Here is a 22,493-nt window from a genome sequence, read left to right as displayed (position 1 = left end):
CATGAGAGGACTTAGAAAATATCTGACACCATTCGCACCGGATCAGTCGGGAGCGGTGTCTGTGTTATATGAACTTGGCGGAATCATCGTCATCTGCGATGCGGGAGGATGTACGGGAAATGTCTGTGGATTTGATGAGCCGAGATGGTTTGAACGGAAAAGTGCAGTATTCAGCGCAGGACTTCGTGATATGGATGCAATCCTTGGAAGAGATGATCGTCTGGTCGCGAAGCTGACGGATGCTGCAGAGAAGATCGACGCCGGTTTTGCGGCGATTGTCGGGACTCCGGTTCCTGCAGTAATCGGAACGGATTACCGGGCACTCAGACGTATGTGTGAGAAGAAGACAGACCTTCCGATCCTTGCTATCGATACGGATGGAATGGAGCTTTATGATAAAGGTGAAGAAAAAGCATATCTTGAATTATTTACCGTATTTGCAAAGGAAAAATACGAGGTATGTGAAGAAAAAGTCGGCATCCTTGGAATGACGCCACAGGATGTAAGCGATCTGAAAGCAGCAGATAAAGTAAGAGAGGAACTGAAAAAAGAGGGAAAAGAAGCCATCTGTTATGGAATGGGCGACGGACTTGAGGCGGTAGAAAAGGCAGCGCAGGTAAGTAAAAATATTGTCGTATCTGCAGCTGCACTGGAAGCTGCAAAATATCTGGAAAAGACTTTCGGGACGCCATATGAGACGGATTATCCCGCAGTAAAAGAACTGGTTCCGGATCTGGACTATGAGGGGAAGAAGATCCTTGTGGTACACCAGCAGGTGATGGCGGAAGCAATCCGGCAGGAAATCCTGCGCAGAGATGCTTCTGCAAAAGTGCAGACAGCAACCTGGTTTATGATGAAGAAAGAGCTTGCCTGTCCGCAGGACGTGTCTTTCCGCGAGGAAGATGATTACATTGATCTTGTAAAAAATGGTGGATTTGATATCATTTTCGCAGATGCATGTATGGAAAAAATGGTTCCGGATTTTCAGGGAACCTTCGTAAATACAAGACATTTTGCAGTGTCAGGGAGACTGTGTGAATAGATGAAAAATGAAGTGACAAAACAGATCCGCGTCTATGGAATCGTACAGGGTGTAGGATTTCGTCCGACTGTGAGCAGGCATGCGGCTACGTATCAGATCCGGGGCAGCGTGTCCAATAAAGGTCCGTATGTGGAAATCTTTGCGCAGGGACCGGAAGAGGCAGTGGATGGATTTATCTCGGATATTGAGAATAAGCCGCCGAAGCGGGCAGCAATTTTGAAAATGAATATTGAGCCGGTAGAAGAAGCAGAAGACTTTCCGGAGTTTGCGATCATTGAAAGTGAAAAGACGAAAGGAGAGATTTTTGTCTCACCGGACATTGCAATTTGTGATGAGTGCAAAGAAGAAATGTTTGATCCAAAGAACCGCAGGTATCTGCATCCATTTATCAACTGTACCTGCTGTGGTCCCAGACTTACGATCCTGGATGCCCTTCCGTATGACCGGGAGCGCACCAGCATGAAAGAATTTCCGATGTGTCCGGATTGCGCAAAAGAATATTATGATCCGGCGACCCGGAGATACGATGCACAGCCGGTCTGCTGTAATGAGTGCGGACCGGAGGTCTATCTGATCGGAAGAGAAGAACGCGGGCGGGATGCGATCATTTATACCAGACGGATCATCGCAGAAGGAGGCATTGTAGCGATCAAGGGAATCGGAGGCTTCCATCTGTGTTGTGATGCAACAAATGAAAAAACGGTGAGACGGCTTCGGGAACTCAAAAAGCGTCCGGCGAAGCCATTTGCAGTCATGGCGAAAGATCTGGAGTCGGTGAAAAGAGAATGCCTGGTCAGTGAAGAACAGGAAAAGATCCTGACCGGACATCAAAAGCCGATCCTGCTTCTGGACAAAAAAGAAGACGGAAAAGAAACGCTTTGCGAAAGTATTGCACCGGGCAATCCAAAGGTTGGTGTGATGCTGCCTTATGCTCCGGTGCAGCTTCTGATCTTCGCCTATGATGATGGAATCCAGATGCCTTCTCTTCTGGTTATGACCAGTGGGAACACATCCGGTGCACCAATCTGCAGGGAGGATAAAGAAGCCATTCAGGAGCTTTCCCATCTGTGTGACTGTATGCTTTCCCATAACCGGAAGATCCGGATCCGTGCCGATGATTCGGTGATGGATTTTTATAAAAATGAGCCATATATGATCCGCAGATCCAGGGGTTACGCACCACTTCCGACCATGGTTCAGATGCCGTGGAAAGGCCAGGTGCTTGCTACTGGAGGAGAACTGAAAAATACGTTCTGTATTGGCGTAGATAGCAGATTTTATCAGTCCCCTTACGTTGGAGATCTGGAAGATCTGCGTACCGTGCAGGCTTTGACAGAAACGATCGGCAGACTGGAAACGCTTCTGGAGGCAGAACCAAAGGTTGTGGCGTGTGATCTGCATCCGAAATACAATGCGACAGTCGTTGCTGAAGAACTTGGACTTCCTGTCCTGAAGGTACAGCATCATTTTGCACATATCCTGTCCTGCATGGCGGAAAATGACTGTGAAGATCCGGTGATCGGCGTTTCCTTTGACGGAACCGGCTATGGAACGGATGGGACCATCTGGGGTGGAGAAATCCTCCGTGCTGATTACGATGGATTTGAAAGACTCGGAAGCATCAAACCCTTCTGGCAGGTGGGAGGAGATGCATCCGCAAAGGAAGGCTGGCGAATTGCCGGAGCTCTTCTTTATGGAGAACTGAAAGATAAAGAAAAAACGATCGAATGGATGAAAAAGCTGGAGCTTTGTACCGAAGCGGAAGCAAAAGTGCTGGTGACAATGACCGGGCGGCATCTGAATGCTGTTCTTTCTACCAGTGCCGGCCGCCTTTTCGACGGAGTCAGCGCGATCCTCGGAATCCGGAAAAAATCTACTTTCGAGGGAGAAGCATCTACGGCATTAGAGTTCGCGGCAGAAGCTTACGAGAAAACAATGCAGCAGCCATACACCCCCCTCATGCTTAAGTCATTTACAGAAACGGCGGAAGACCGCCTGATTTTAAATACCGGCGAATTAGTCAAAAACCTCGCCGAGAAACGACTTGCCGGAGAAGACGCCGGAAAACTGGCATACCAGTTCCATCAGGAACTTGCAAGACAGATCATATCCGCAGCCCTCACAGCAAGTCATCAGACCGGAATCCGGAAAGTTGCCCTAAGCGGCGGCGTTTTCCAGAACCGCTTACTACTACGTCTGGTAGAAGAAGGTCTGGTTAAGCAAGGCCTCATCACCCTGCACCATCACCTCATTCCACCAAACGACGGAGGACTGGCACTCGGTCAGGCAGCCTACGCAATGGCATATTTACAGAAGCATGAGATAAAGTAAAACCAGACTTTATAGATTTAGAAAATTAAAATCAGACATAAAAAATTTTAAACAAAGTTAATCTAAAGCTATTAGAACTTACAAATAAAAGAGGAAAAGGACCACCAGAGACAAGCAAATCAGGAATTGACAACAAGGCACTGCCTTGTCAATTCCCCCTTTGTCAACACGTTAAATTTTAGGAAGCGCCAGCAGGGAGAGAAAACAATTGGGACCGGCTGCATTTGCAGGAGCCCGAGCGTTCTCTTGGAAACTGCAGCCGGTCCCAATTGTTTTCACTCCCTGCGTCCCTTCCCCAAAAAAAGGAGGAATTACCCACATGTGTGTCGGATTATCAGCAAAAGTTGTAAAAATCAGTAACGGAACCGCTGTCGTTGATGCAGGCGGTGCAAAAAGAGAGGTCTCATCCCAGCTCCTGGAAAATCTGGAACCGGGCGATTACGTCATGGTTCACGCCGGAGTTGCGATCGCAAAGATCACCGATGAGGATGAAAGCGAGACCGATCAGCTTATGGAGGAACTGCTGTAATGGAAGAACAGAAGAAACGAACAGCCAGAGAGATCATAGAAAATTATGACGGACCATCAGTGCGGATCATGGAAGTTTGTGGAACCCATACCCATGAGATTTTCCGTCTGGGGATCAGGAAACTTTTGCCAAAGCAGGTAGAACTGATCTCGGGACCGGGATGTCCGGTCTGCGTGACACCGGTCAGTTTTATCGATGAAGCAATTTATCTGGCATTAGAGAAAAATGTGACGATCTGTACCTTCGGCGATCTGGTCCGCGTACCGGGAAGCCAGATGAGCCTTGCCGGAGCCAGAGAAAAAGGTGCAAAGATCCATATCGTCTACTCCCCGGCAGATGCTGAAAAATACGCCAAAGAGCATCCGGAAGAACAGGTGACATTCCTGTCAGTTGGATTTGAGACAACCACACCGGCTGGATGTCTTTCGGTTAAACAGGCAAAGGAAGATGGGATTTCCAATTATTCCCTTCTGGTTGCCAATAAGACTATGCCGGGAGCTTATGAGGCACTCAAAGGAAGTGCCGATGTATTCTTATATCCGGGCCATGTCAATGCAATCACAGGGACCGAACTCTGTGAACAGCTGACAGAAGAAGGTGTCAGCGGAGTGGTAGCCGGATTTACCGCAAAAGAACTGCTTACCGCACTTGCGGTTGCTCTGGTGCGTTTTCAGGAAGGAAAGCCGTTCTTCGTAAACTGCTATCCGAGAGTTGTCACCAGAGAAGGAAGCCGTGAGGCACAGAGACTGGTAGATGAACTGATGGAAGGCTGCGACAGCGAGTGGAGAGGTCTTGGAATTATTCCGGGATCTGGCATGCAGCTGAGAGAAGAATGGGAAGCTTTTGATGCAAGAAAGAAATACAATATGCCAAAGATCGAAGGAAAAGCAAATCCGGCATGCCGCTGCGGAGATGTACTGCAGGGAAAATGCAAACCGTCCGACTGCAAGGTATTTGGCAAGGTATGTACACCACAGCACCCGGTAGGAGCCTGCATGGTATCCGGCGAGGGCGCATGTTCGGCTTATTTCATGTATGATACCAGGGGATAAAAGTCAGAACAATCCGGTATCAGGGAAAAGAAGGAATGGAACACCGGAACAATCCGGTATCATATATGCGGAAACAACTAAGAGAGAAGGAATTTTAAAATGGAAAATAAAATAGAAACCCAGACAGTAACCATGGCACACGGAGCCGGCGGAAAGCAGACTTCAGAGCTGATCGATAAAGTATTTGCAGCACATTTTGCCAATCCGGATCTGACTGCAGATGATGCAGCAGTTCTTGTACCTCCGGTCGGAAAGATGGCAGTATCCACAGATGGATTTATCGTATCGCCTGCATTTTTCCCGGGCGGAAATATCGGAAAGCTTTCCATCTGTGGTACCGTCAACGATCTGGCATGCATGGGAGCAAAACCGCTTTATCTGACCTGCGCATTCGTCATTGAAGAAGGATTCCCGATGGAAAAACTGGAAGAAATTGCAGCAGCCATGGAGAAAACAGCAAAAGAAGCCGGTGTCCGCATTGTATCCGGAGATACCAAGGTAGCAGGAAAAGGACAGGTAGACGGTGTATTTATCACAACAACCGGAATGGGACAGATCGAGGACGGCGTAAAAGTCGGAGGAGAACTGGCACAGCCGGGAGATGCAATTATCGTAACCGGAGATGTGGGACGCCACGGATGCACGATCCTCCTTGCAAGAGAAGACTTCGGAATCGAAGCTGATGTGACCAGTGACTGCGCACCACTGTGGCATACCGTAGAAGAAGTGATGCATGCAACCCATGACCTGCATGTGATCCGCGATGCGACAAGAGGCGGAGTTGGAACGGTACTCTATGAGATTGCAGGACAGAGTAATGTTGGAATCCGTCTGGATGCTGAAAAAGTTCCGGTTGCACCGGAAGTGAAGGGAGTTTGTGGAATGCTCGGTCTGGAGCCACTTTATCTTGCATGCGAGGGAAGAATGGTTATCATGGCACCGAAAGCAGAGGCAGAAAAAATCGTAGAAGCCCTGCACAAATGCCCGTACTCACAGAATGCAGCGATCATCGGAGAAGTGACGGCAGAGCAGCCGGGCAAAGTTGTTATGACTACAGAAATCGGAACGCAGGCACTTCTGCCACAGCCGGGCGGAGAGCTGCTTCCCCGGATATGCTAAACAATCTGAAATGCGGAGGGTAAAAAGTGCAGGCGTGTTACAAGCTCGCTTGTATAAGCGCTTGCATTTTTTACCCTCCATATGGCGGATGCCATACAGTGAGATGAAGCGAAGCGGAATCGAGCTGGCATTTCAAAAAAAGAATCGACCTGACATTTCAGAAAAGAAAGGAGACATTTTCATGGACACCAGGGTAGCAGTCATTTCGATCATTGTGGAGAATCCTGCCGCGATTGAGGAACTGAACCATTACCTGCATGAAGCAGGAGAGTATATCATTGGAAGAATGGGAATTCCATATCGTCAGAGGGGAATCAACATCATCAGTATTGCCATTGATGCACCGCAGGATACGATCAGTGCCCTGTCTGGTAAGATCGGGCGTCTGAATGGGGTATCCACAAAAACGGCGTACTCGAACGTCATTACGAAAGCGGAGGAAAAAGCGGAATGAAAAAGATAGCAGTGTACGGAAAAGGCGGGATCGGAAAATCCACAACCGTATCCAATCTTGCGGTGGCACTTGCCGAAAAAGGATACAAGGTCATGCAGATCGGCTGTGATCCGAAGGCGGATTCGACCATCCAGCTCCGGCACGGAAAGGAGATTCCGACCGTACTGGAAATGTTCCAACAGAAGAAACAGAATCTGAAACTGGAAGATATGGTTACGGTTGGCTATGCAGGTGTGGTCTGTGTGGAAGCAGGTGGACCGACACCGGGACTTGGATGTGCAGGACGCGGGATCATCACCGCCCTTGAGAAGCTGGAAGAAACCGGTGCTTATGAGACCTACCAGCCGGATATCGTGTTATATGATGTACTTGGTGATGTAGTCTGCGGTGGCTTTTCCATGCCGATGCGAAAGGGCTATGCGGATCAGGTATTCATCATCACATCCGGTGAAAATATGGCGATCCATGCCGGGGCCAATATTGCAATGGCAGTAGAGAATTTCAAGAACCGGGGATATGCCTCCCTTGGCGGTATTATTTTAAATAAAAGAGAGGTTCCGAGAGAGGAAGAAAAGGTGCAGGAGCTTGCAGGGGATTTTCACACGCAGATCATTGGACGGCTTGACCGGAGCGAACTTGTGATGGAAGCAGAAGAAGCCGGCAAGGTTCTGCTGGAATACGCACCGGATTCCCAGATGGCAGAGGAATACCGGAAGCTGGCAGATCAGATCCTTGCAGTGTGCGGAGAGGAGAAGCCATGTTAAAACGGGTAGGACATCCGGTGGATGAAAAAGGCGCGGCAGTAGCCATCAAGGATGCCGCATTTCCGGTTCCATTTGCACCGGGGCTTGAATTTAACTCGCCGGTTCACGGCAACTGGAACATCGTGCATACCGGAATGCTGATGCCGGAGGCAAGACAGATCTATGTCTGTGCGGATAACTGCATGCGGGGTGTGGTGCTGACAGCGGCGGAAATGAATGCGGCTGACCGGTTTTCCTTTGTGATCGTAAAAGAAGAGAATCTGTTAAATGGAAATCTGGAGGACATCACCATCGAAGGCGTGACAGATGTGCTGAATAAGCTGGAAGAAAAACCGAAAGCAGTTCTTTTATTTACCGTCTGTCTGCATCATTTTCTGGGATGCGACCTGGAACGGGTGTTTCAGGAACTGGAGGAGAGGTTCCCGGAGATTACGTTTATCCGCTGTTATATGGATCCGATCATGCAGAAACATGGACCTACACCGGATCAGAAGCTGAGAAAGGCGATTTATGAACCACTTCCAAAGCGAAAAGCAGATGAAAAAGCCGTGAGTTTTCTAGGCAGTGATTTCGAACTGGGAAAAAATGCAGATCTGAAACGAATCGTCCGGGCACATCAGGGAAGCTTCCGGGAACTGCCGGGATGTAAAAACTGGGAAGACTATCTGGCACTTTCCGAAGGAAAACTTTTTGTATCTTCTTATCCACCATCTAAGTATGGTGCGGAAGTGCTTTCAAAGCGTCTGAAACGGCCATACCTGTATCTGCCGGGCAGTTTTGATTATGAAGAGATCACAGCACAGCTGGAAAATTTCTGCCAGGCAATGGGCTATGGAAAGCTGGAGGAAACGATTTCAGTAGAAGAGGAAATTGCTGCCTGTGAAAGGGCACTGGAAAAGGCGCATGAGGTGATCGGAGACACTGCGGTTGCCATTGATTATCTGTACCATCCGCGTCCACTGGGACTTGCAAAGCTTCTGCTTACTCATGGTTTCCGGGTGACACGGATTTATCTGGACTCCATCAGTCCGGAAGAAAAAGAGGAGTTTGGGTGGCTGAAGGAGCATGCACCGGAGATTCAGCTGATTGCAACGATCCAGGTGAAAATGCGTGTACTCCCACGAAAATCGGATGAAAAAATACTGGCGATCGGACAGAAGGCGGCGTGGTTCACCGGAAGTCCGTATTTTGTCAATATGGTACAGGGCGGCGGTCTTTACGGATTTGACGGGATCCGCAGGACAGCAGAGCTTATGGTCGAAGCATTTACCGAAGAAAAAGACACGGAAGATCTGGTTGTGCGAAAAGGATGGGGGTGCGAAAGCTGCATATGAGACAATCTTATCGAATCATACCAATTTATACAGCGGACGTATCCGGCGTGTGTTCGGCACTTTATGAGCTGGGTGGCATGACGGTCATGCACGATCCGTCCGGATGCAATTCGACCTACAACACTCACGATGAGATCCGCTGGTACGATCAGGACAGTCTGATCTATATTTCCGGTCTGACAGAAATTGATGCGATCATGGGAAATGATCAAAAATTTCTGGATGATATCAAAGAGGCAGCAAGGGAGCTGCATCCAAAATTTATTGCCCTTGCAGGGTCCCCGATTCCGTATATGAATGGAACCGATTTTCCGGCACTGGCGCAGGTACTGGAGGAAGAAACCGGAATTCCTGCATTTGCAGTACCGACGAACGGAATGCATGATTATGTGTATGGGGCAGGAATTGCATTAGAAGAGATCGCGAAGAGATTTACCGGGGAAAAGACAGGACGGATTCAGGCGCGCACCGTCAATCTGCTTGGTGTGACACCGCTGGATTTTGGACCGGTATCTCATGTAGAGGTGCTGAAAGAGAACCTGAAAGCCTGTGGATGGAAGGTGCTGTCCACCTGGGCAATGGGAGATGAACCGGATGCATTTTTGCAGGCAGGAGAAGCAGAGGTGAATCTGGTGGTATCTTCAGTCGGACTTCGTGCAGCGAAGGTGCTGGAAGAAAAGTTCGGAACCCCGTATGTGGTTGGAACGCCGATTGGTTCTTATACAGAGCGGATTGCGAAAGCACTGGAAGAAAAAGAGCAGATATCATATCGAAAAGACCGGATGCAGGGAAGAAAAGATCGGAAGGTGACGTTGATCGGGGAGCCTGTGATCATGGAATCCCTGGCGGCAGGAATCGAAGAAAAGTATGACTGCCGTGTGGAGGTGCTTTGTCCACTGGAAGAAACAGATGGCTTACTGGCAGATGGGGACAGATGGGTTCATGGAGAAGAAGAGATGGAAGAGGCATTGAAAGCTGCTGAGATCATTGTGGCAGATCCGTTATATAAACCGATCTGTCCGAAGAACTGTGAATTTTATGAGCTGCCGCATATTGCATTTTCCGGAAGGATTTATCTGAAAAAGCTTCCGGTGCTGGGAAAACTGGTTTAAGGACCGGATATGCGTGCCGAAGCAGCGGTTATGAAAAAAGAATATCTGTAAAAAGAGAAAATGCTTTTTGGAGAAAGATCTGAGAAGGATTTTCTTTTTTTGAAAGTTAAAATAGCAGAAGAACATGACAAATGGCGGAGAAATGCAGAGTCATGAGAAAAAAAGCGAGAAAAAATTACAAATAACATTAAAAATGATGCTGTTTTTTTGCGAAAGAACTGCTATAATCTACTATGTATAATTAGAATTTGACGAATGAATATATAGCAGGTGTACGAATATGAGAAAAAACAGAAAAAAAGGTTTTACAATGGTAGAACTGGTTGTAGTACTCATCATCCTTTCGATCATTGTAGCAATCGCAGTTCCGTTTTTTATTAATTACTGGCGGAAAGCGGAATTCAGAAAGAATGAGGAGAATGCCAGGACAGTCTATCTGGCAGCAGAGTCGAAGCTTACCTATTACCGGTCATCCGGTCAATGGGACAGCTTTAAGAAGCAGGTTGAGAAAAAAGGGATCAAGTATAGCGGCTCGGATCTGAAGCTGAATGGTAAAATTTATGCGATCACGCTGGATGCAGATTCTTATGACAGCAAGAATTCAAAGAAGAATCCGGTGCTTACGCTGATCGATGATTATACTTATGATAAAGATATATACAAAGGTGCAATCGCAATTGAAATTGATATCGAATCCGGTGAAGTGTATTCTGCATTTTATGCAACAAAATGCGACAGTCTGAATTATGCCGAGAAAGATGAAAACCATTCGCTTACCATGCTTGACAGGGAATATGAAAGCAGAAGCAAACGACTGCTTGGTTATTATTCTGCAGATGATACGGTAAATGCAGTCAATCTTGGTACAACGAAGCTTCGTATTGCAACGATCAGTCTTCAGAACAGTGAACGGTTGTCGCTGAACTGGTCAAGTAATGTCGGCAACAGTCTGGACGTAAGCTATGAGATTACTTTCTATTTAAAAGGAAGTGACAAAAAGCTTTTCAGCATGGTTGTATCGCCATATGATCTTCGGAAAAACGGATGGTCCATTGATCAGAATAAGTCGGACCGTGGACAGATGGCATCGGTTACTCTGAAGGATGAAAACAATAAAGAAAGTGAAGGATGGGAGTTCCCACTGACCTACAGCGATAATAAGTACTCTCTGGTTCTTGATGCCATGATGTCTGCGAAGACACAGGCAACGCTGGCATCGGATCCGTCTGCTTATGAGAAAACGTTGAGCACAAGCATCTGCCGTCTTGCGTCGATGACATTAGCAAAAGATCTTGCAAAGGCACAGAATATTTATGCGACGGTAAAAGCGACATCTTACGCAGGAAAGGATTCGGCAAATCTGATCCAGAAGGAATATAAAGACAGTGAGTCGGTATCATCTAATACAGCGAATACCATGTATGCGGACAGCACATCCCAAAATGATGTAAAGATTGCTGCGTACCGTCATCTTTCAAATATCCGGTATTATGCCGAGAAAGGAAATCCGACCTTCATACTTACCAATAAAAATATGGACTGGACTTCAGCCGGTACCGGTGTGTATCAGCTGACACAGCAGACTTCGGGCAATGTTTCCGGACAGAAGAATATCCTGAAGCTGGCCTGGAAAGAGAACAGCAAAACTTCGGCCAGTGATTTTCCGGTGATTGCAGAGCTTCCTGCAGGCTATACGTTAAAAGGAAAGGGAGGAAGTACGCTGCTCTCGAATCTGAAGCTGGGTGAGGATTCGATTATTGATGATACAACAGCAGACGAACTTCAGACTGCTGCAGCAGTACAGAAAACCGGGAGAACCGAAACGAAGGCAGCAGGTCAGGTGAGCAGACCAGAGTATCTGGGACTGTTCTGTGAAGTAAAGGGAACAATCGAACAGGTGACGCTCCAGAATCCAAAACTGACCTTTGGAACGGAAAAGGCAGATACCAGGAAGTATTCGTCACTGAAAGGAATCGGAATCCTTGCCGGGCGAAGCGAGGGAAATATATCAGATACGGCAGTGACCGGAAAAGATACGGCAGTCAATGTATCGCTTGAACAGACTGGTGCAGGGGCATCCGACAGATCTGCTATGGCAGCGGTCGGCGGAGTGATCGGAACGATGGCAAATGCAGATGGCACTAAGGTAGCAGCAGGGCAGGCAACAAAGCTTTCCATGTCAGGGAACATGAATGTTACGCTCCCGGACACTGCTGACAAAAGTGCGGCAAGAGGAATCGGCGGGATTGTCGGATATGCGAGTCTGCCAACCAAAAAGAATGGTGCCAAAATTGAGGAATGTGAAAACCATGCGAATATTAACGGTAATTACTGTACAGGCGGAATTGCCGGAAAAGTAACCGGTACATTAGAGGCTGCGACCTATCAGGATGGTGTGTTAAGAGAAATGTCGGACCTGACAGACTGCAGTAATGACGGACTTGTACTTTGCACCGCTTCTTCCGCTACAGACGGCTCAGAAGAAGGAAAATATTTTGGCGGCGTTGTCGGGTACGGGAAACAGACGCTTCTTTATGGAGCTTCGAGTGCAGCCGGACAGACGGGGTATGTTTATGATGTAACCCAGAAAGATGAATTACTTCGCGGAGAATATGTTGGTGGAATCATTGGATACGGAAACATTTCCATGCTTGCCAACTGTTCTACAAAGAGCGGTGGATATGTTCTGGGATCTAGGTATGTCGGCGGAATCGCCGGTGGCCTTAGAGGTCTTGACCAGGCGATCCGGGCGCACGGCGGAGTCTCTGTCACAACCAATGGAAACTATGTGATCGGGAACAGTTATGTGGGTGGAATCGTTGGTGAGAATGCAGATGCGGTTGTACTTACGGACTGTATCAACAATGGTGTGGCAGCGGGGTATGAGGAATATATTGGCGGAATTGTCGGATATAATGCCAACGGAGCTACGATCTCAGACTGCGCAAGCTACTTATCCGATTATGATAATTCTATTTACAATACGATCGTAAATAACTGGGAAGCAAAAGCGGATTATGCAGGTGGAATTGCAGGATATAATGATGGTAATATTCTGTTTTCCGAGGAAAGCCAGAATATTACGGTCAAATCTGTTTCCAGTATCGTGGTTGGAGAAGATTATGTCGGGGGCGTAGTTGGATTCAACGATGTGAATGCCAGGATCAGTGTCAACTACACCCTGATCGGTGGACGCATCTATGCATTTGGAAAATGTGCAGGTGGTGCCTTTGGATTAAATGCATCTGCGTCTGTGACGGAATCAGACTTAAAGATCCGTCCACGAAGTGTGGAAGGTCAGCTTTTTGTCGGCGGATGTATTGGAGCGAATCTGGTAAATACAAATAACGATCTTGTGATGGATGGAATCCATACAGATAACATCCTTGGTACGATCAAAGGAAAGGCATTCTGTGGTGGCGTGGTTGGATATATCAGCACCTATTCTACAACAGAAGGAGAATTGCGGGAAAATGCAGATAAACTGCTGCCGGAGCTGAGTGCGGACAATATCCCGGTATATGCGAGTGGATATACCAATACCAATACGGCAAAGATCACAGTCACAACGACGAATAATCTTCCGATCACTGCCAGTCTGTATACAGGAGGGATTCTTGGATACAGCGAAAAGAACAGTAGGATTGTAGTGAAAAATTGTACCAATTCGGGAAATATTTCTCTGACATCTGCTGTGTTTGGTGAATCGATCGGAACGGTGAAATTGGGGACATTTGCAAAAAATGAGATCAGCCCGGGCATCAATCTGCCAGATGAGGCGGAAAATCTGGAACTGCACCTGGCAGGTGGAATTGTCGGAGTCAATCTGAAGAATCAGATCATCGACAACTGTACCAACAAGGGAAGTTTATCCGGTTTCACAGGAATCGGCGGAGTGGTCGGACTGAATGCGGGGCTCATTTACCAGTGTACTCTCAGCGAGCATTTTGGAAATGCGGCGCTTAGTTATGTCGGTGGAATTGCCGGACTGAATATCGGAAGCGACACGACATTTAAAGATGGAACAAGAAGCTATACAGCAGGAACCATTGAAAAATGCAGTACCATGTCGGGAAAGACAATTTCCGGTAATCAGAATCTGGGTGGAATCGTCGGCTGGAATCTGACCAAAGGTGTGATAAGAAAGAACACCAGCTATGCGAATATTTCCGGTACCAGTGACAATGTCGGTGGAATCGCAGGCAGAAACAGCGGTACGATCCAGGTTGCTGAAGACGAGAATATCAGCCGCAGCATCAGGAGCAGTCACGGAACGAATGTGGGCGGTATTATTGGTATTAATGAAAAAACAGGAACTCTGAGTGTTACCGGAGATGGCGGAACAAACGGAGAAATTGTAGCTGTCGGAAGCGGAGCACGGATCACCGGTTATGAAAATGTCGGTGGAATTGTTGGAAACTATCTGGGTCAGGATTCTCTTGGCCAGTCCGGAACACAGTATCTGGTATGCAAGGCGAGTCAGGTACGCGCAACCCGTGGAATGGTCGGAGGAATTGTCGGTACAACCGGTGGAAATGTGACCAATACAATCAACCGGGCAGGAAAAGTAACTGCGGATTCCGGATATGCGGGAGGAATTACAGCAGTTAATGCGGCAAGGATTTCAAACAGTAAAGATTACGGAAGTGTGAGCAGCAGTTCCGGATATGCCGGAGGAATCGCTGCACAAAATGAAGAAGATGGAATCATTGAGAACTGCAACGTTCAGGGAACAAAAACGAAAAAGACAGAGATTTACAGTCTGGGCGTTATGGACGCAGGAGCAATCTGTGCGGTGAATAACGGGACGATCCTTGGAAGTGCACCGGAAGAAAACGTAGTGATCAGCGGAAGTGCGGTCAATATCGGAGGAATTACCGGACTCAACAACGGAACCATCGGAGATTTACGGGCAACCGGAAATCTGACAGAGATTACAGCGATGCCGGAAATCAATGTACAGCAGACTGCTCTTGTTGTAGGTAGTGTAGCCGGTATGAATCAGGGGACTGTGGCGAGAGTTTCAGTAAAAGGTGTGGACTTTAAGAATTTCAGTGGATATAAGTATCTTGGCGGAGTTGTTGGGAGCAATGGAAATGCTACTGTTTTACAGGATGGGGCAAATGATGTTTCGGTTATCAATTGTACTTATTCCGGAGAAATAAAAGAAGCAAGTAGTGAAGCGGGAAACTCTTATGGCGGAATTTCCGGAATTAATTATGCACTGCTGAGAGATAATGAAGTTACTTATATTAAAATGAATATTCAAGGAGTTTACAGTGCCACAAGTTCAAATACAGCAGAACAAAAAGAAGCACTTTCAAGTCATGCCGGTGGAATTACTGGGAAAAATGAGGAAAATGGCTGTATTGAGGGGTGTATGCTTGCAGATAATGAGTCAAGCAGTCTGACTGCAGAGACTGGTATGCTCGGTGGAGTAACCGGATTCAATAAGGGCGAGATCGTGATGTCAGGAAGTGGAAAAACTTCTGAAATAATCTATGATAATGAACAAGAAGATACGCTTGATGCGATGAATCTGAGAGCAAGAAATTCCGGATTGAAAGAAGATGGAAGTAAGTACATCAACTATAATAATTGGCTGAGTCGAAAAATATATTCTGATAATACAAGTATTACATCCGGAAAATTGCAGATGTATATGAATGCAAATGGAAATTTGGGAGGAATTACTGCATTTAATGGAACTACAGGATCTGTTAATAAGTGCGTATCGGGAAACTGGTTCATCTTGAATAAGTCACAGGCGCTTAGTGTAGGTACCGGTGGAATTATCGGAATGAATGAATCGGAAAATGATTCGACATATTTGATTAATGGTGCGTTTGTAGGACGTGAGCTGTCGAACGGAATTTCTAACCGATTTGCGGGTGGAATCATTGGAAATCAGAACAATTCGACATCCAGTGACTGGAATATTAAAAACTGTATTAATTACGGAACAATATATTGTTATAATACCCATTATTCTGGTGGAATTATGGGACAGTGGACAGGAACCGGAGGAACCATAGAAAAATGCCGTAATTACGGAAATTTGCAGACAACCTTTGGTGCAGACTGGATTGGTGCATCCGGAGGAATTGTAGCACAGCTATATCATCCATATGAACAAAATACATATAATGTTATAAGTTGTAACAATTATGGAAGTATTTACAAACAAAATGGATCAAGCGGAAGCGGTGCAAACGATAGTGCGGGAATACTAGGGAATATCACAACTTACAGAACAGCTAATGTCAGTCGGGGACAAAGTTTTATAGTACAGATTCTTGATTGCATAAATGAATCAGGTGTACAGATTTATTCGGCATCTATGGCATCGGGGATTTTTGGCTTCTTGTCCTGTGATAATGCGAATGGTACAGCTATACAAACATCGACGCAGAATGTTGTTATGCGAATAGAAAGATGCCGAAATTTTGGTAATAAGTTAAATGGCGATAATTTTGCTACCGGTATTTTTGGAGACCGGTATAGTGAAAATAATGCGGCCGGTGCATCATGGTCGGAAAATACGATTGTAAAGGATTGTTATTCGCTGAATCTGGGAAGTAATAATTATAACAAAACAAAATATCCGATTTATTCAGCTGCAAGTGATTTTACAAAAAAAGGAAGACCAAAGGCTATGCCTGAAGAAAACCGGAAAGGCAATTATTATCTTGATGGATCAAATTCTACGAATCCATGGGCATTTACTAATATTAGAATTTCCAAAAGTAAATCGGGGAGTGGAAGCACTCAAAATGGTTTGACGGAAGGTGGCTTGCAGTCATACGGAAAAGGCGACTGGAAAGATTTTAATACCTATACATTTGATTATTTCTTTATGTATGATATGGATAGAGAACAATATTTTGCTACATACATCTATCCGCAAAAGACGGTAAATGGATCTTCATGCCGGCTGGATGATCGTTACATAAAATATAATAATGAAGTTATAGGCGAAGTCTTATTTTATCTGGATAAAGGGGAAGTGCCAACATGGAATAAATTATATGGAACTTATATTTCAACTCCGGATAATGTGCTTGTAGAAGATACCAGAACCAGTTATCGGCGTTTGGAAGGAATTGTTTCGGATTCCGGAACTGAGAAGATCCTTGCTCCGGCTTCGGCAGAAGCCACAGTTGCTGATGGAAAGATTTTGATGCTGGTTACGCCAAATGATCTTGTGGGGGCTGCAACACCGGAAAAATGCGATCCATTTGCTTATGTTGTATCAATCACGGATGAACAAGGTATGACAAAAGAACATGTGATGTATACAGAAGAAGCGAGCTTTGATATACCGGCAGGAATGTCAGGAACGCTAAAGATTGCAGTCAGATCAAAGAGCATGTACGATAATATAAAAGAGTCAGATCCCATAACAGCAGAGGTGAGACAGGGAGAAGGAATACTGCCGACTCCGGATGTAAAAGTAGAGCTGATTGAAACCGGAACAGGATCGGGACAATATACCTATCGTTATAGTTTAAATAATCTGGATGTTTATAACAAGAAGTATTCAGGATGGCAGGTAAAGATCAGCCTGTTTGGTCGGTATGAAACATTGATTCTAGATGCTAAAAATCCGACAGGAAAGCTTTCCATTGATTATTCTGAAAAGTGGTATCAGATTAATGCGCAGGCGATAGGAGAAGACTATCAGTCATCAACACTTACTTCTGTACCCGTATATCTCCCGAATTATCAGCCGCAAATTAAGGTGGGAACTTATAACGGCAATGACAGAGTAAAAGCAACAACATCGATCAGTGGAAGCAGTCTGGATGATCTGAAGATCAATGTTACGCTTGAGGGAGCAAATACAAATATTGTAGAAACCCCTACCATTTATCGTGCAGAACTGATTGGAACATGGAAGAGCGGAACTTCAGAAAAACAGAATGTTGTGTTTGCAAAAACCGATATGATGTCAGTATCCAAAGGAAATGCAGTAGCGACATTTGCAAATCTTCCAGATTATCTGCGGGATGCATCGAACCTGAAGATTCGTCTCTGGTATTCACAGTCTGGTCTTGGACCGGTCTACACTTATTATGATGTAGATACAGAAAGTGCTGCAAATATAACTGAGCTGGCTGGTGTTGAAGAGCAGACCGACGGAACAGAAAAATGTGAATGGAAGTATAGTTTCAGTACGGTTTTGAAGAATAACAGTGGATATTTTAATGATTATAACTATACTTCGGGCAGACTGTTCACCTGGCTTGCAGCCCCGGTACTCGATCAGAAAGACGGATCCAACCTGGAACCGACCTACGATGATGAGAACCGGATGCAGTACACCTTCTCATGGGACAAGAATGTAGCTGCGACATCCGATCCGAAGTACAAGATCGAGATGACCGGTATTGATGCAGACGGCAAGGAAGTTACGATTGATACAACCGCATATAAAGAGAGCGGGCGAAGCTTTACCGCAGACGGAGATGACTGGAATTACACTCAGATCCGGCTGAAAGTAACCCGTATCGGAGATGCATCAAAAGGTCAGATCGGACTTTCTACCACAGCGACCTACAACGTATCACAGCGTCTGGAAAAACCGGGACAGCCATCGGTAGTGAATGTGGATGAAAATGAACTGAACTACAGTGTCAGCTGGGAAAAAATCGCAGATGAGACGTATTGTATGGGATATCAGATTTATGTTCGTGAGTACAGCAATTCTGGCGAGCCTGGAAAAGAAACAGCCATGGGAGATGTGGTCTCGAAGCATGAAGCAAAAGATGGCAGCTATTCAAAGACGATCGATCTGGAAGCTTATGCGGGTAAACGAATCGTTGTCTATCTGGTAGCCAAAACAAGTAATAAGAATGTCTATGTAGACAGTGCTCCGGGTGTGACCTATGAACTGGAGATTCCGAGCAGACTTGCAGCTCCGGTACTGAATAGATGGCAAGTCAGCTGGACACATGATAAGGAGAAGCCGGTAGATGCGGAAGATTTCAAAAATGGAACAGCAGATGGTCTGAGAATCGACATTACCGCATCAAAAGAAAGCATTCCACCTGGAGGCAGTGCATACCTTCTGAAAGCGTATGTATATAATACACAGGCAGATGCAGAAGCTTCTACGGTAGAAAATCCAGGTAAGAATGTAGTGAAGATTTATCCGCAGACTTATGAGGATAATTTTGTTCCGGTTCAGATGAACATGGAAAACGCACAGGATTATTACCACTTTATGAATAATTTCTCGATTCGCTATGCCGGTAAATGGATCGCGTATTACACCAGAATTTCTTCCGGTAACAGCAGTGTCAGCTCGCAGTGGGTGAAAGTCGGAACAGTACAGCTTCCGTATGTAAAGCTAACAGCACCGGAAGTAGAAGCAGATACCGTGGAAGAAGAAGAGACGGTAAAAGTAACCGATACGCCGGAAGTGCCATCCCATGAAGAAGATTGGAATGCAGAGAGTACGGTGCTGAAATGGAGCAGTATCGACTGTGCAGAAGTCTATTCGATCAATCTGAAAGGAAAACTGACAGAGACAGAAGCCGGACAGGATAATAAGCTGGAAGGAAAACTCCGGGTTATCGAAACGACAGAAACGGTGGATGGAGAAGAACAGAAGAAAGTAGAACTTCAGCAGTATGTATACCGCAAGGTAAAAGAGAAGACAGAGACTTCTGAGGAAGAATGGAAATGGATCTGGGAGAATGTGAAGGAAAAAGAAGATGATTCACAGGAAGATGTACCGGATGAGGAAAAAATCCATACTTTTGAACCGGAAGTATACAATGTGACGATTGAGTCAAATTATGTTTCAGACAGTGGAGCTTATAATTATTACACAATTACGCTGAAACCGGTGATTATCGCCGAGCCAGACGGAAAAGGCGGATTCCGTTACACTTTGAAACTTCCGGATCTGGAATCTGTGAAAGATACGAATAAAGTTTCTGTGGAACATGATAATTTTATCGTGACAGAAACGGCAGTGTTTAAAGCAGATGTACTTGCAAATGTAAAAGCAGAAGATGCGGGAAGTGGCAACGGAAGTGATGCATATGTGGCATCAAAGGAAACTGAGATCAAATGGAGTCGGTAAATATGGAGGAAGCTATGAGACATACAGGCTGGCAGCAGCTGAAAGCAAATGAAAAAAAAGGTGTATCCATGGCAGTGGTGCTTTGTGTATCTGCGTTCTTTATCGCCTTTGCGGCTGCCATCCTGTACACGGCGGGACTCATGACGGCGCAGTCGAATCTGCGCCTGAAGGAGGAGCGTTGTTACCAGCTGGCAAAAAGCTATGCAAAGGTATTGGATGGAGAATTGAAAGCCGGAAATACTTCTTCGGGTACGAATTTCTATATTTTTGCGAACAGCTTTCTGGAAAATTCCCAGTATGCGGTTTATAACGATGAAACAGCGTCCAGTGCAGAGGCAACGAAATACAAATTTGTTGCAGATGGGACGAATATAGAGGATCTTTCGAAAGGGCAGATTGAAGACGGATATGGGAATCTATGTATTTCTCTTGCAAAAGAGAAGGTTGGAAGTTCAGCAGGGGATTTGAAAAACGGAGAACTTGATGTCAGTACGGCAACCGATTACACGGCACAGATCAAGGCACTGCAGAATACAGTAGTCAGGCAGTATGTGCTGATGGTTGGAGTGACCGCTTACTATGAGGATGCATCGTATACTTATACCGCAGAATATACAAGAGAAGAAACTTATGATGTGAAGTTTACCTATAAGGGACAGAATATCATATGGGTAGCAAATGATACCGGAGGGGGCGTCTGGAAGGTCGGAAGTACGGCCGGAAACGAGTGCGTTTTTGCAGATGGTGGCAAAATCGAATATACATACCAGACCAGTGAACCGCTTTCACGGAAATTTGTGGAAGACACGGGAAAAATCACGATAACAGGAGGCAATGGCGATGCACAGAATTAAAAGAATAAAAGCGAAAGCCGGAGAAACCCTGGTAGAAGTCATGGCGAGTATGTTCATTTTCCTGATCATGTTCGGAGTGCTGGAGGGAGTCATTTCCTACAGCAATTCGGCATTGAAAAAGAATAAAGAAATCCGTGCAGACAATGCGGCTGTCCTTGAGGGACTGCAGTCTTCGGAAGAAACGGTAACGGGAAGCCAGAAGACGATCCGGTTCCGTGCGGCGGATTCCAGTCTGACACAGATTGGAAATGTAGTATTTTCCGTAGATGCAACTCTGGATAGCAAACAGGTCACTTATACAGATGCCGAGAAGCGGCAGCAGAATACAACCTTTTATCTTTATGGACCGGTGGCAGCTTCATCAGAGTCCGGACAGACAGATGCTGAAGGAGGAGACTGATCATGAAACGACTGAGGAGCCTGCTTCAAAAAAAAGAAGGAACGACGCTGGTCGAGACTATGGTATGTCTGCTTCTGATCAGTATTATGCTGGCGATGGCAGCATCCGCTTTAAGTGCGGCATCCCGCATTTTTGTCCGGGTGCAGAGGACGCAATATGCACAGTCTATACTGGATACCGCAATGACGGAATTGAGAACAATTACCCAAAATGCGAGTGGGTATGTGAAAATCTATGATATTCCGGCAGATTCAGTAGAAAAAAGTGAAAACATTACAGGAAACATTACAAAAAGTACTGGAAAATTGCGCGGAAATACGGTAGAATTTATAAATGAAGAGGGTTATGTCGTCCTTGTTTCTACGAACGGATGCGAGGATACAGACCTGTATATTCAAAACAATCGAACCGGTCAGGCGTCGGCTGTGGACAGTGGGCAGTTACTGACCAGATATTATTTCCGCAATAGCTCAGAGAACAGTTATATCTATTTGAAGGATGGAGTTCCGGTGGCGCGCGCAGTTGCCACGGTGTTTGGAAAAGGATTTTATATGAATAATTATCTGGAAGTGATTTATTCTTTTCCGGATGGAACCGGGAAAGGCGATCAGGTAGACTGGATCAGCGCGACCGTGAATCTGTACAGTGACAAAGAACTGACGAATCTGGTTGCTACGGATTCGGAGATCCTGGAGTTTAAGCACAGTGTGCTTTGCTGCGAGAAGATTACGGCAAAGGCGGAGACAGGTTCAGATTGAGAAAATTTATATTTATATGATATGAGCGCATGCACCGAAGCGTTTATATAGAAACAAAAGATACTTTAAGAGGAGTGAAGAAACATGTTTAAGAAAATGAAAGAGAACAAGAAAAAAGGTTTCACACTGGTAGAACTTATTGTTGTACTGGTAATTCTTGCAATCCTGGCAGCTCTGCTGATCCCGGCACTGACTGGATATATTGATAAGGCGAAGAATAAATCTATTATTGCTGAAACACGTCAGGCGGTAATGGCTGCACAGACTTTGGCAGATGAAAAATATGCAAATGATCGTGCTACAACTATTACCCTTAATATGAAAGATATTCAGGACTTAGCGGAAACAAAACAGGAACCAACGAGTGTTAAGCTTGATGAAGGAAAAGTTGTTGAATTAGTTTATACAAATGGCGGAAAAACATGTGTATATTCTACAAAAGGTGATGTGACAGGTAAAGGTGATGATACGGTTCAGGAAGGAAATTACTATGTAGATAAATCTGGTGTAATTTCAGGAAAAACAAATTAATTGACAAATTTTATTAAAATTTAAAGAGGTATATTTTCATGCCAACCCCCAACTCAACCCAACCACCCAAAACTAAATACCGTTGGATAAGGTCGGCACTTAACGTTTTACTTATTCTTC

General features: G+C 45.6%; 14 protein-coding genes. All 14 read left to right on the top strand.

Translation table 11 applies throughout. The features are described 5' to 3' along the window. Position 1: 1 nt before the first annotated feature. The 14 genes from G4407_RS09100 to G4407_RS09035 all read left to right on the top strand — a co-directional run bounded on the left by G4407_RS09100 (position 2) and on the right by G4407_RS09035 (position 22,373). On the top strand, positions 2-1,042 hold the full coding sequence (locus tag G4407_RS09100; RefSeq protein ID WP_173688633.1) for a nitrogenase component 1: 1,041 nt from the start codon (positions 2-4) through the stop codon (positions 1,040-1,042). After that, the gene (gene hypF, locus G4407_RS09095) at positions 1,043-3,373 is read left to right on the top strand and encodes a carbamoyltransferase HypF (protein ID WP_173688632.1); all 2,331 of its coding nucleotides are present in this window, start codon (positions 1,043-1,045) and stop codon (positions 3,371-3,373) included. It begins immediately after the preceding gene. Between the two features lie 319 nt (positions 3,374-3,692). Then, entirely contained in the window at positions 3,693-3,902 is a 210-nt protein-coding gene (locus tag G4407_RS09090; RefSeq protein ID WP_173688631.1) for a HypC/HybG/HupF family hydrogenase formation chaperone, read from the top strand. Further along, a complete protein-coding gene (gene hypD / locus G4407_RS09085) occupies positions 3,902-4,954 on the top strand; it encodes a hydrogenase formation protein HypD (RefSeq protein WP_173688630.1) in 1,053 nt (350 codons plus the stop codon). Before G4407_RS09090 ends, hypD begins: the two co-directional genes overlap by 1 nt. A gap of 99 nt (positions 4,955-5,053) precedes the next feature. Continuing rightward, positions 5,054-6,073: a hydrogenase expression/formation protein HypE gene (gene hypE, locus G4407_RS09080; protein ID WP_173688629.1), complete on the top strand. Its 1,020-nt coding sequence runs from the start codon at positions 5,054-5,056 to the stop codon at positions 6,071-6,073. A 181-nt stretch (positions 6,074-6,254) separates the two neighbouring features. Further along, positions 6,255-6,527, top strand: a complete 273-nt coding sequence (locus tag G4407_RS09075; protein ID WP_173688628.1) for a TM1266 family iron-only hydrogenase system putative regulator — start codon at positions 6,255-6,257, stop codon at positions 6,525-6,527. Further along, positions 6,524-7,291, top strand: coding sequence for a nucleotide-binding protein (locus tag G4407_RS09070; protein WP_173688627.1), 768 nt, complete (start codon positions 6,524-6,526; stop codon positions 7,289-7,291). Before G4407_RS09075 ends, G4407_RS09070 begins: the two co-directional genes overlap by 4 nt. Further along, complete coding sequence (locus tag G4407_RS09065) at positions 7,285-8,625, top strand: nitrogenase component 1 (RefSeq protein WP_173688626.1); 1,341 nt, start codon at positions 7,285-7,287, stop codon at positions 8,623-8,625. The genes G4407_RS09070 and G4407_RS09065 overlap by 7 nt, the downstream gene beginning before the upstream one ends. Beyond that, on the top strand, positions 8,622-9,737 hold the full coding sequence (locus G4407_RS09060) for a nitrogenase component 1 (protein ID WP_173688625.1): 1,116 nt from the start codon (positions 8,622-8,624) through the stop codon (positions 9,735-9,737). Before G4407_RS09065 ends, G4407_RS09060 begins: the two co-directional genes overlap by 4 nt. A 280-nt stretch (positions 9,738-10,017) precedes the next feature. After that, positions 10,018-19,830 (top strand): type II secretion system protein, encoded by a 9,813-nt coding sequence (locus G4407_RS09055; protein ID WP_173688624.1) that lies wholly within the window; start codon positions 10,018-10,020, stop codon positions 19,828-19,830. Between the two features lie 14 nt (positions 19,831-19,844). Continuing rightward, positions 19,845-20,684 carry a hypothetical protein gene (locus tag G4407_RS09050; RefSeq protein WP_173688623.1) on the top strand — a complete coding sequence of 280 codons (840 nt, stop codon included), beginning with the start codon at positions 19,845-19,847 and terminating at the stop codon, positions 20,682-20,684. Then, positions 20,671-21,084, top strand: a complete 414-nt coding sequence (locus G4407_RS09045) for a type IV pilus modification PilV family protein (RefSeq protein ID WP_173688622.1) — start codon at positions 20,671-20,673, stop codon at positions 21,082-21,084. Before G4407_RS09050 ends, G4407_RS09045 begins: the two co-directional genes overlap by 14 nt. Before the next feature lie 2 nt (positions 21,085-21,086). Continuing rightward, positions 21,087-21,842, top strand: a complete 756-nt coding sequence (locus tag G4407_RS09040) for a hypothetical protein (protein ID WP_173688621.1) — start codon at positions 21,087-21,089, stop codon at positions 21,840-21,842. An 84-nt stretch (positions 21,843-21,926) separates the two neighbouring features. Beyond that, positions 21,927-22,373: a prepilin-type N-terminal cleavage/methylation domain-containing protein gene (locus G4407_RS09035; RefSeq protein ID WP_173688620.1), complete on the top strand. Its 447-nt coding sequence runs from the start codon at positions 21,927-21,929 to the stop codon at positions 22,371-22,373. The last annotated feature ends 120 nt before the right edge of the window (positions 22,374-22,493 follow it).

The sequence above is a fragment of the Allocoprococcus comes genome (assembly GCF_013300725.1).
Taxonomy (GTDB): domain Bacteria; phylum Bacillota; class Clostridia; order Lachnospirales; family Lachnospiraceae; genus Allocoprococcus; species Allocoprococcus comes_A.
The sequence above is the reverse complement of the archived record's forward strand: the minus strand, read 5'-3'. Positions and strand labels throughout refer to the sequence as shown.

What these genes read in the sequence shown, in the direction of transcription:
- G4407_RS09100 (WP_173688633.1), top strand. Translation starts at nt 2, where the DNA reads ATGAGAGGACTTAGAAAATATCTGACACCATTCGCACCGGATCAGTCG.
- hypF (WP_173688632.1), top strand. Translation starts at nt 1,043, where the DNA reads ATGAAAAATGAAGTGACAAAACAGATCCGCGTCTATGGAATCGTACAG.
- G4407_RS09090 (WP_173688631.1), top strand. Translation starts at nt 3,693, where the DNA reads ATGTGTGTCGGATTATCAGCAAAAGTTGTAAAAATCAGTAACGGAACC.
- hypD (WP_173688630.1), top strand. Translation starts at nt 3,902, where the DNA reads ATGGAAGAACAGAAGAAACGAACAGCCAGAGAGATCATAGAAAATTAT.
- hypE (WP_173688629.1), top strand. Translation starts at nt 5,054, where the DNA reads ATGGAAAATAAAATAGAAACCCAGACAGTAACCATGGCACACGGAGCC.
- G4407_RS09075 (WP_173688628.1), top strand. Translation starts at nt 6,255, where the DNA reads ATGGACACCAGGGTAGCAGTCATTTCGATCATTGTGGAGAATCCTGCC.
- G4407_RS09070 (WP_173688627.1), top strand. Translation starts at nt 6,524, where the DNA reads ATGAAAAAGATAGCAGTGTACGGAAAAGGCGGGATCGGAAAATCCACA.
- G4407_RS09065 (WP_173688626.1), top strand. Translation starts at nt 7,285, where the DNA reads ATGTTAAAACGGGTAGGACATCCGGTGGATGAAAAAGGCGCGGCAGTA.
- G4407_RS09060 (WP_173688625.1), top strand. Translation starts at nt 8,622, where the DNA reads ATGAGACAATCTTATCGAATCATACCAATTTATACAGCGGACGTATCC.
- G4407_RS09055 (WP_173688624.1), top strand. Translation starts at nt 10,018, where the DNA reads ATGAGAAAAAACAGAAAAAAAGGTTTTACAATGGTAGAACTGGTTGTA.
- G4407_RS09050 (WP_173688623.1), top strand. Translation starts at nt 19,845, where the DNA reads ATGAGACATACAGGCTGGCAGCAGCTGAAAGCAAATGAAAAAAAAGGT.
- G4407_RS09045 (WP_173688622.1), top strand. Translation starts at nt 20,671, where the DNA reads ATGCACAGAATTAAAAGAATAAAAGCGAAAGCCGGAGAAACCCTGGTA.
- G4407_RS09040 (WP_173688621.1), top strand. Translation starts at nt 21,087, where the DNA reads ATGAAACGACTGAGGAGCCTGCTTCAAAAAAAAGAAGGAACGACGCTG.
- G4407_RS09035 (WP_173688620.1), top strand. Translation starts at nt 21,927, where the DNA reads ATGTTTAAGAAAATGAAAGAGAACAAGAAAAAAGGTTTCACACTGGTA.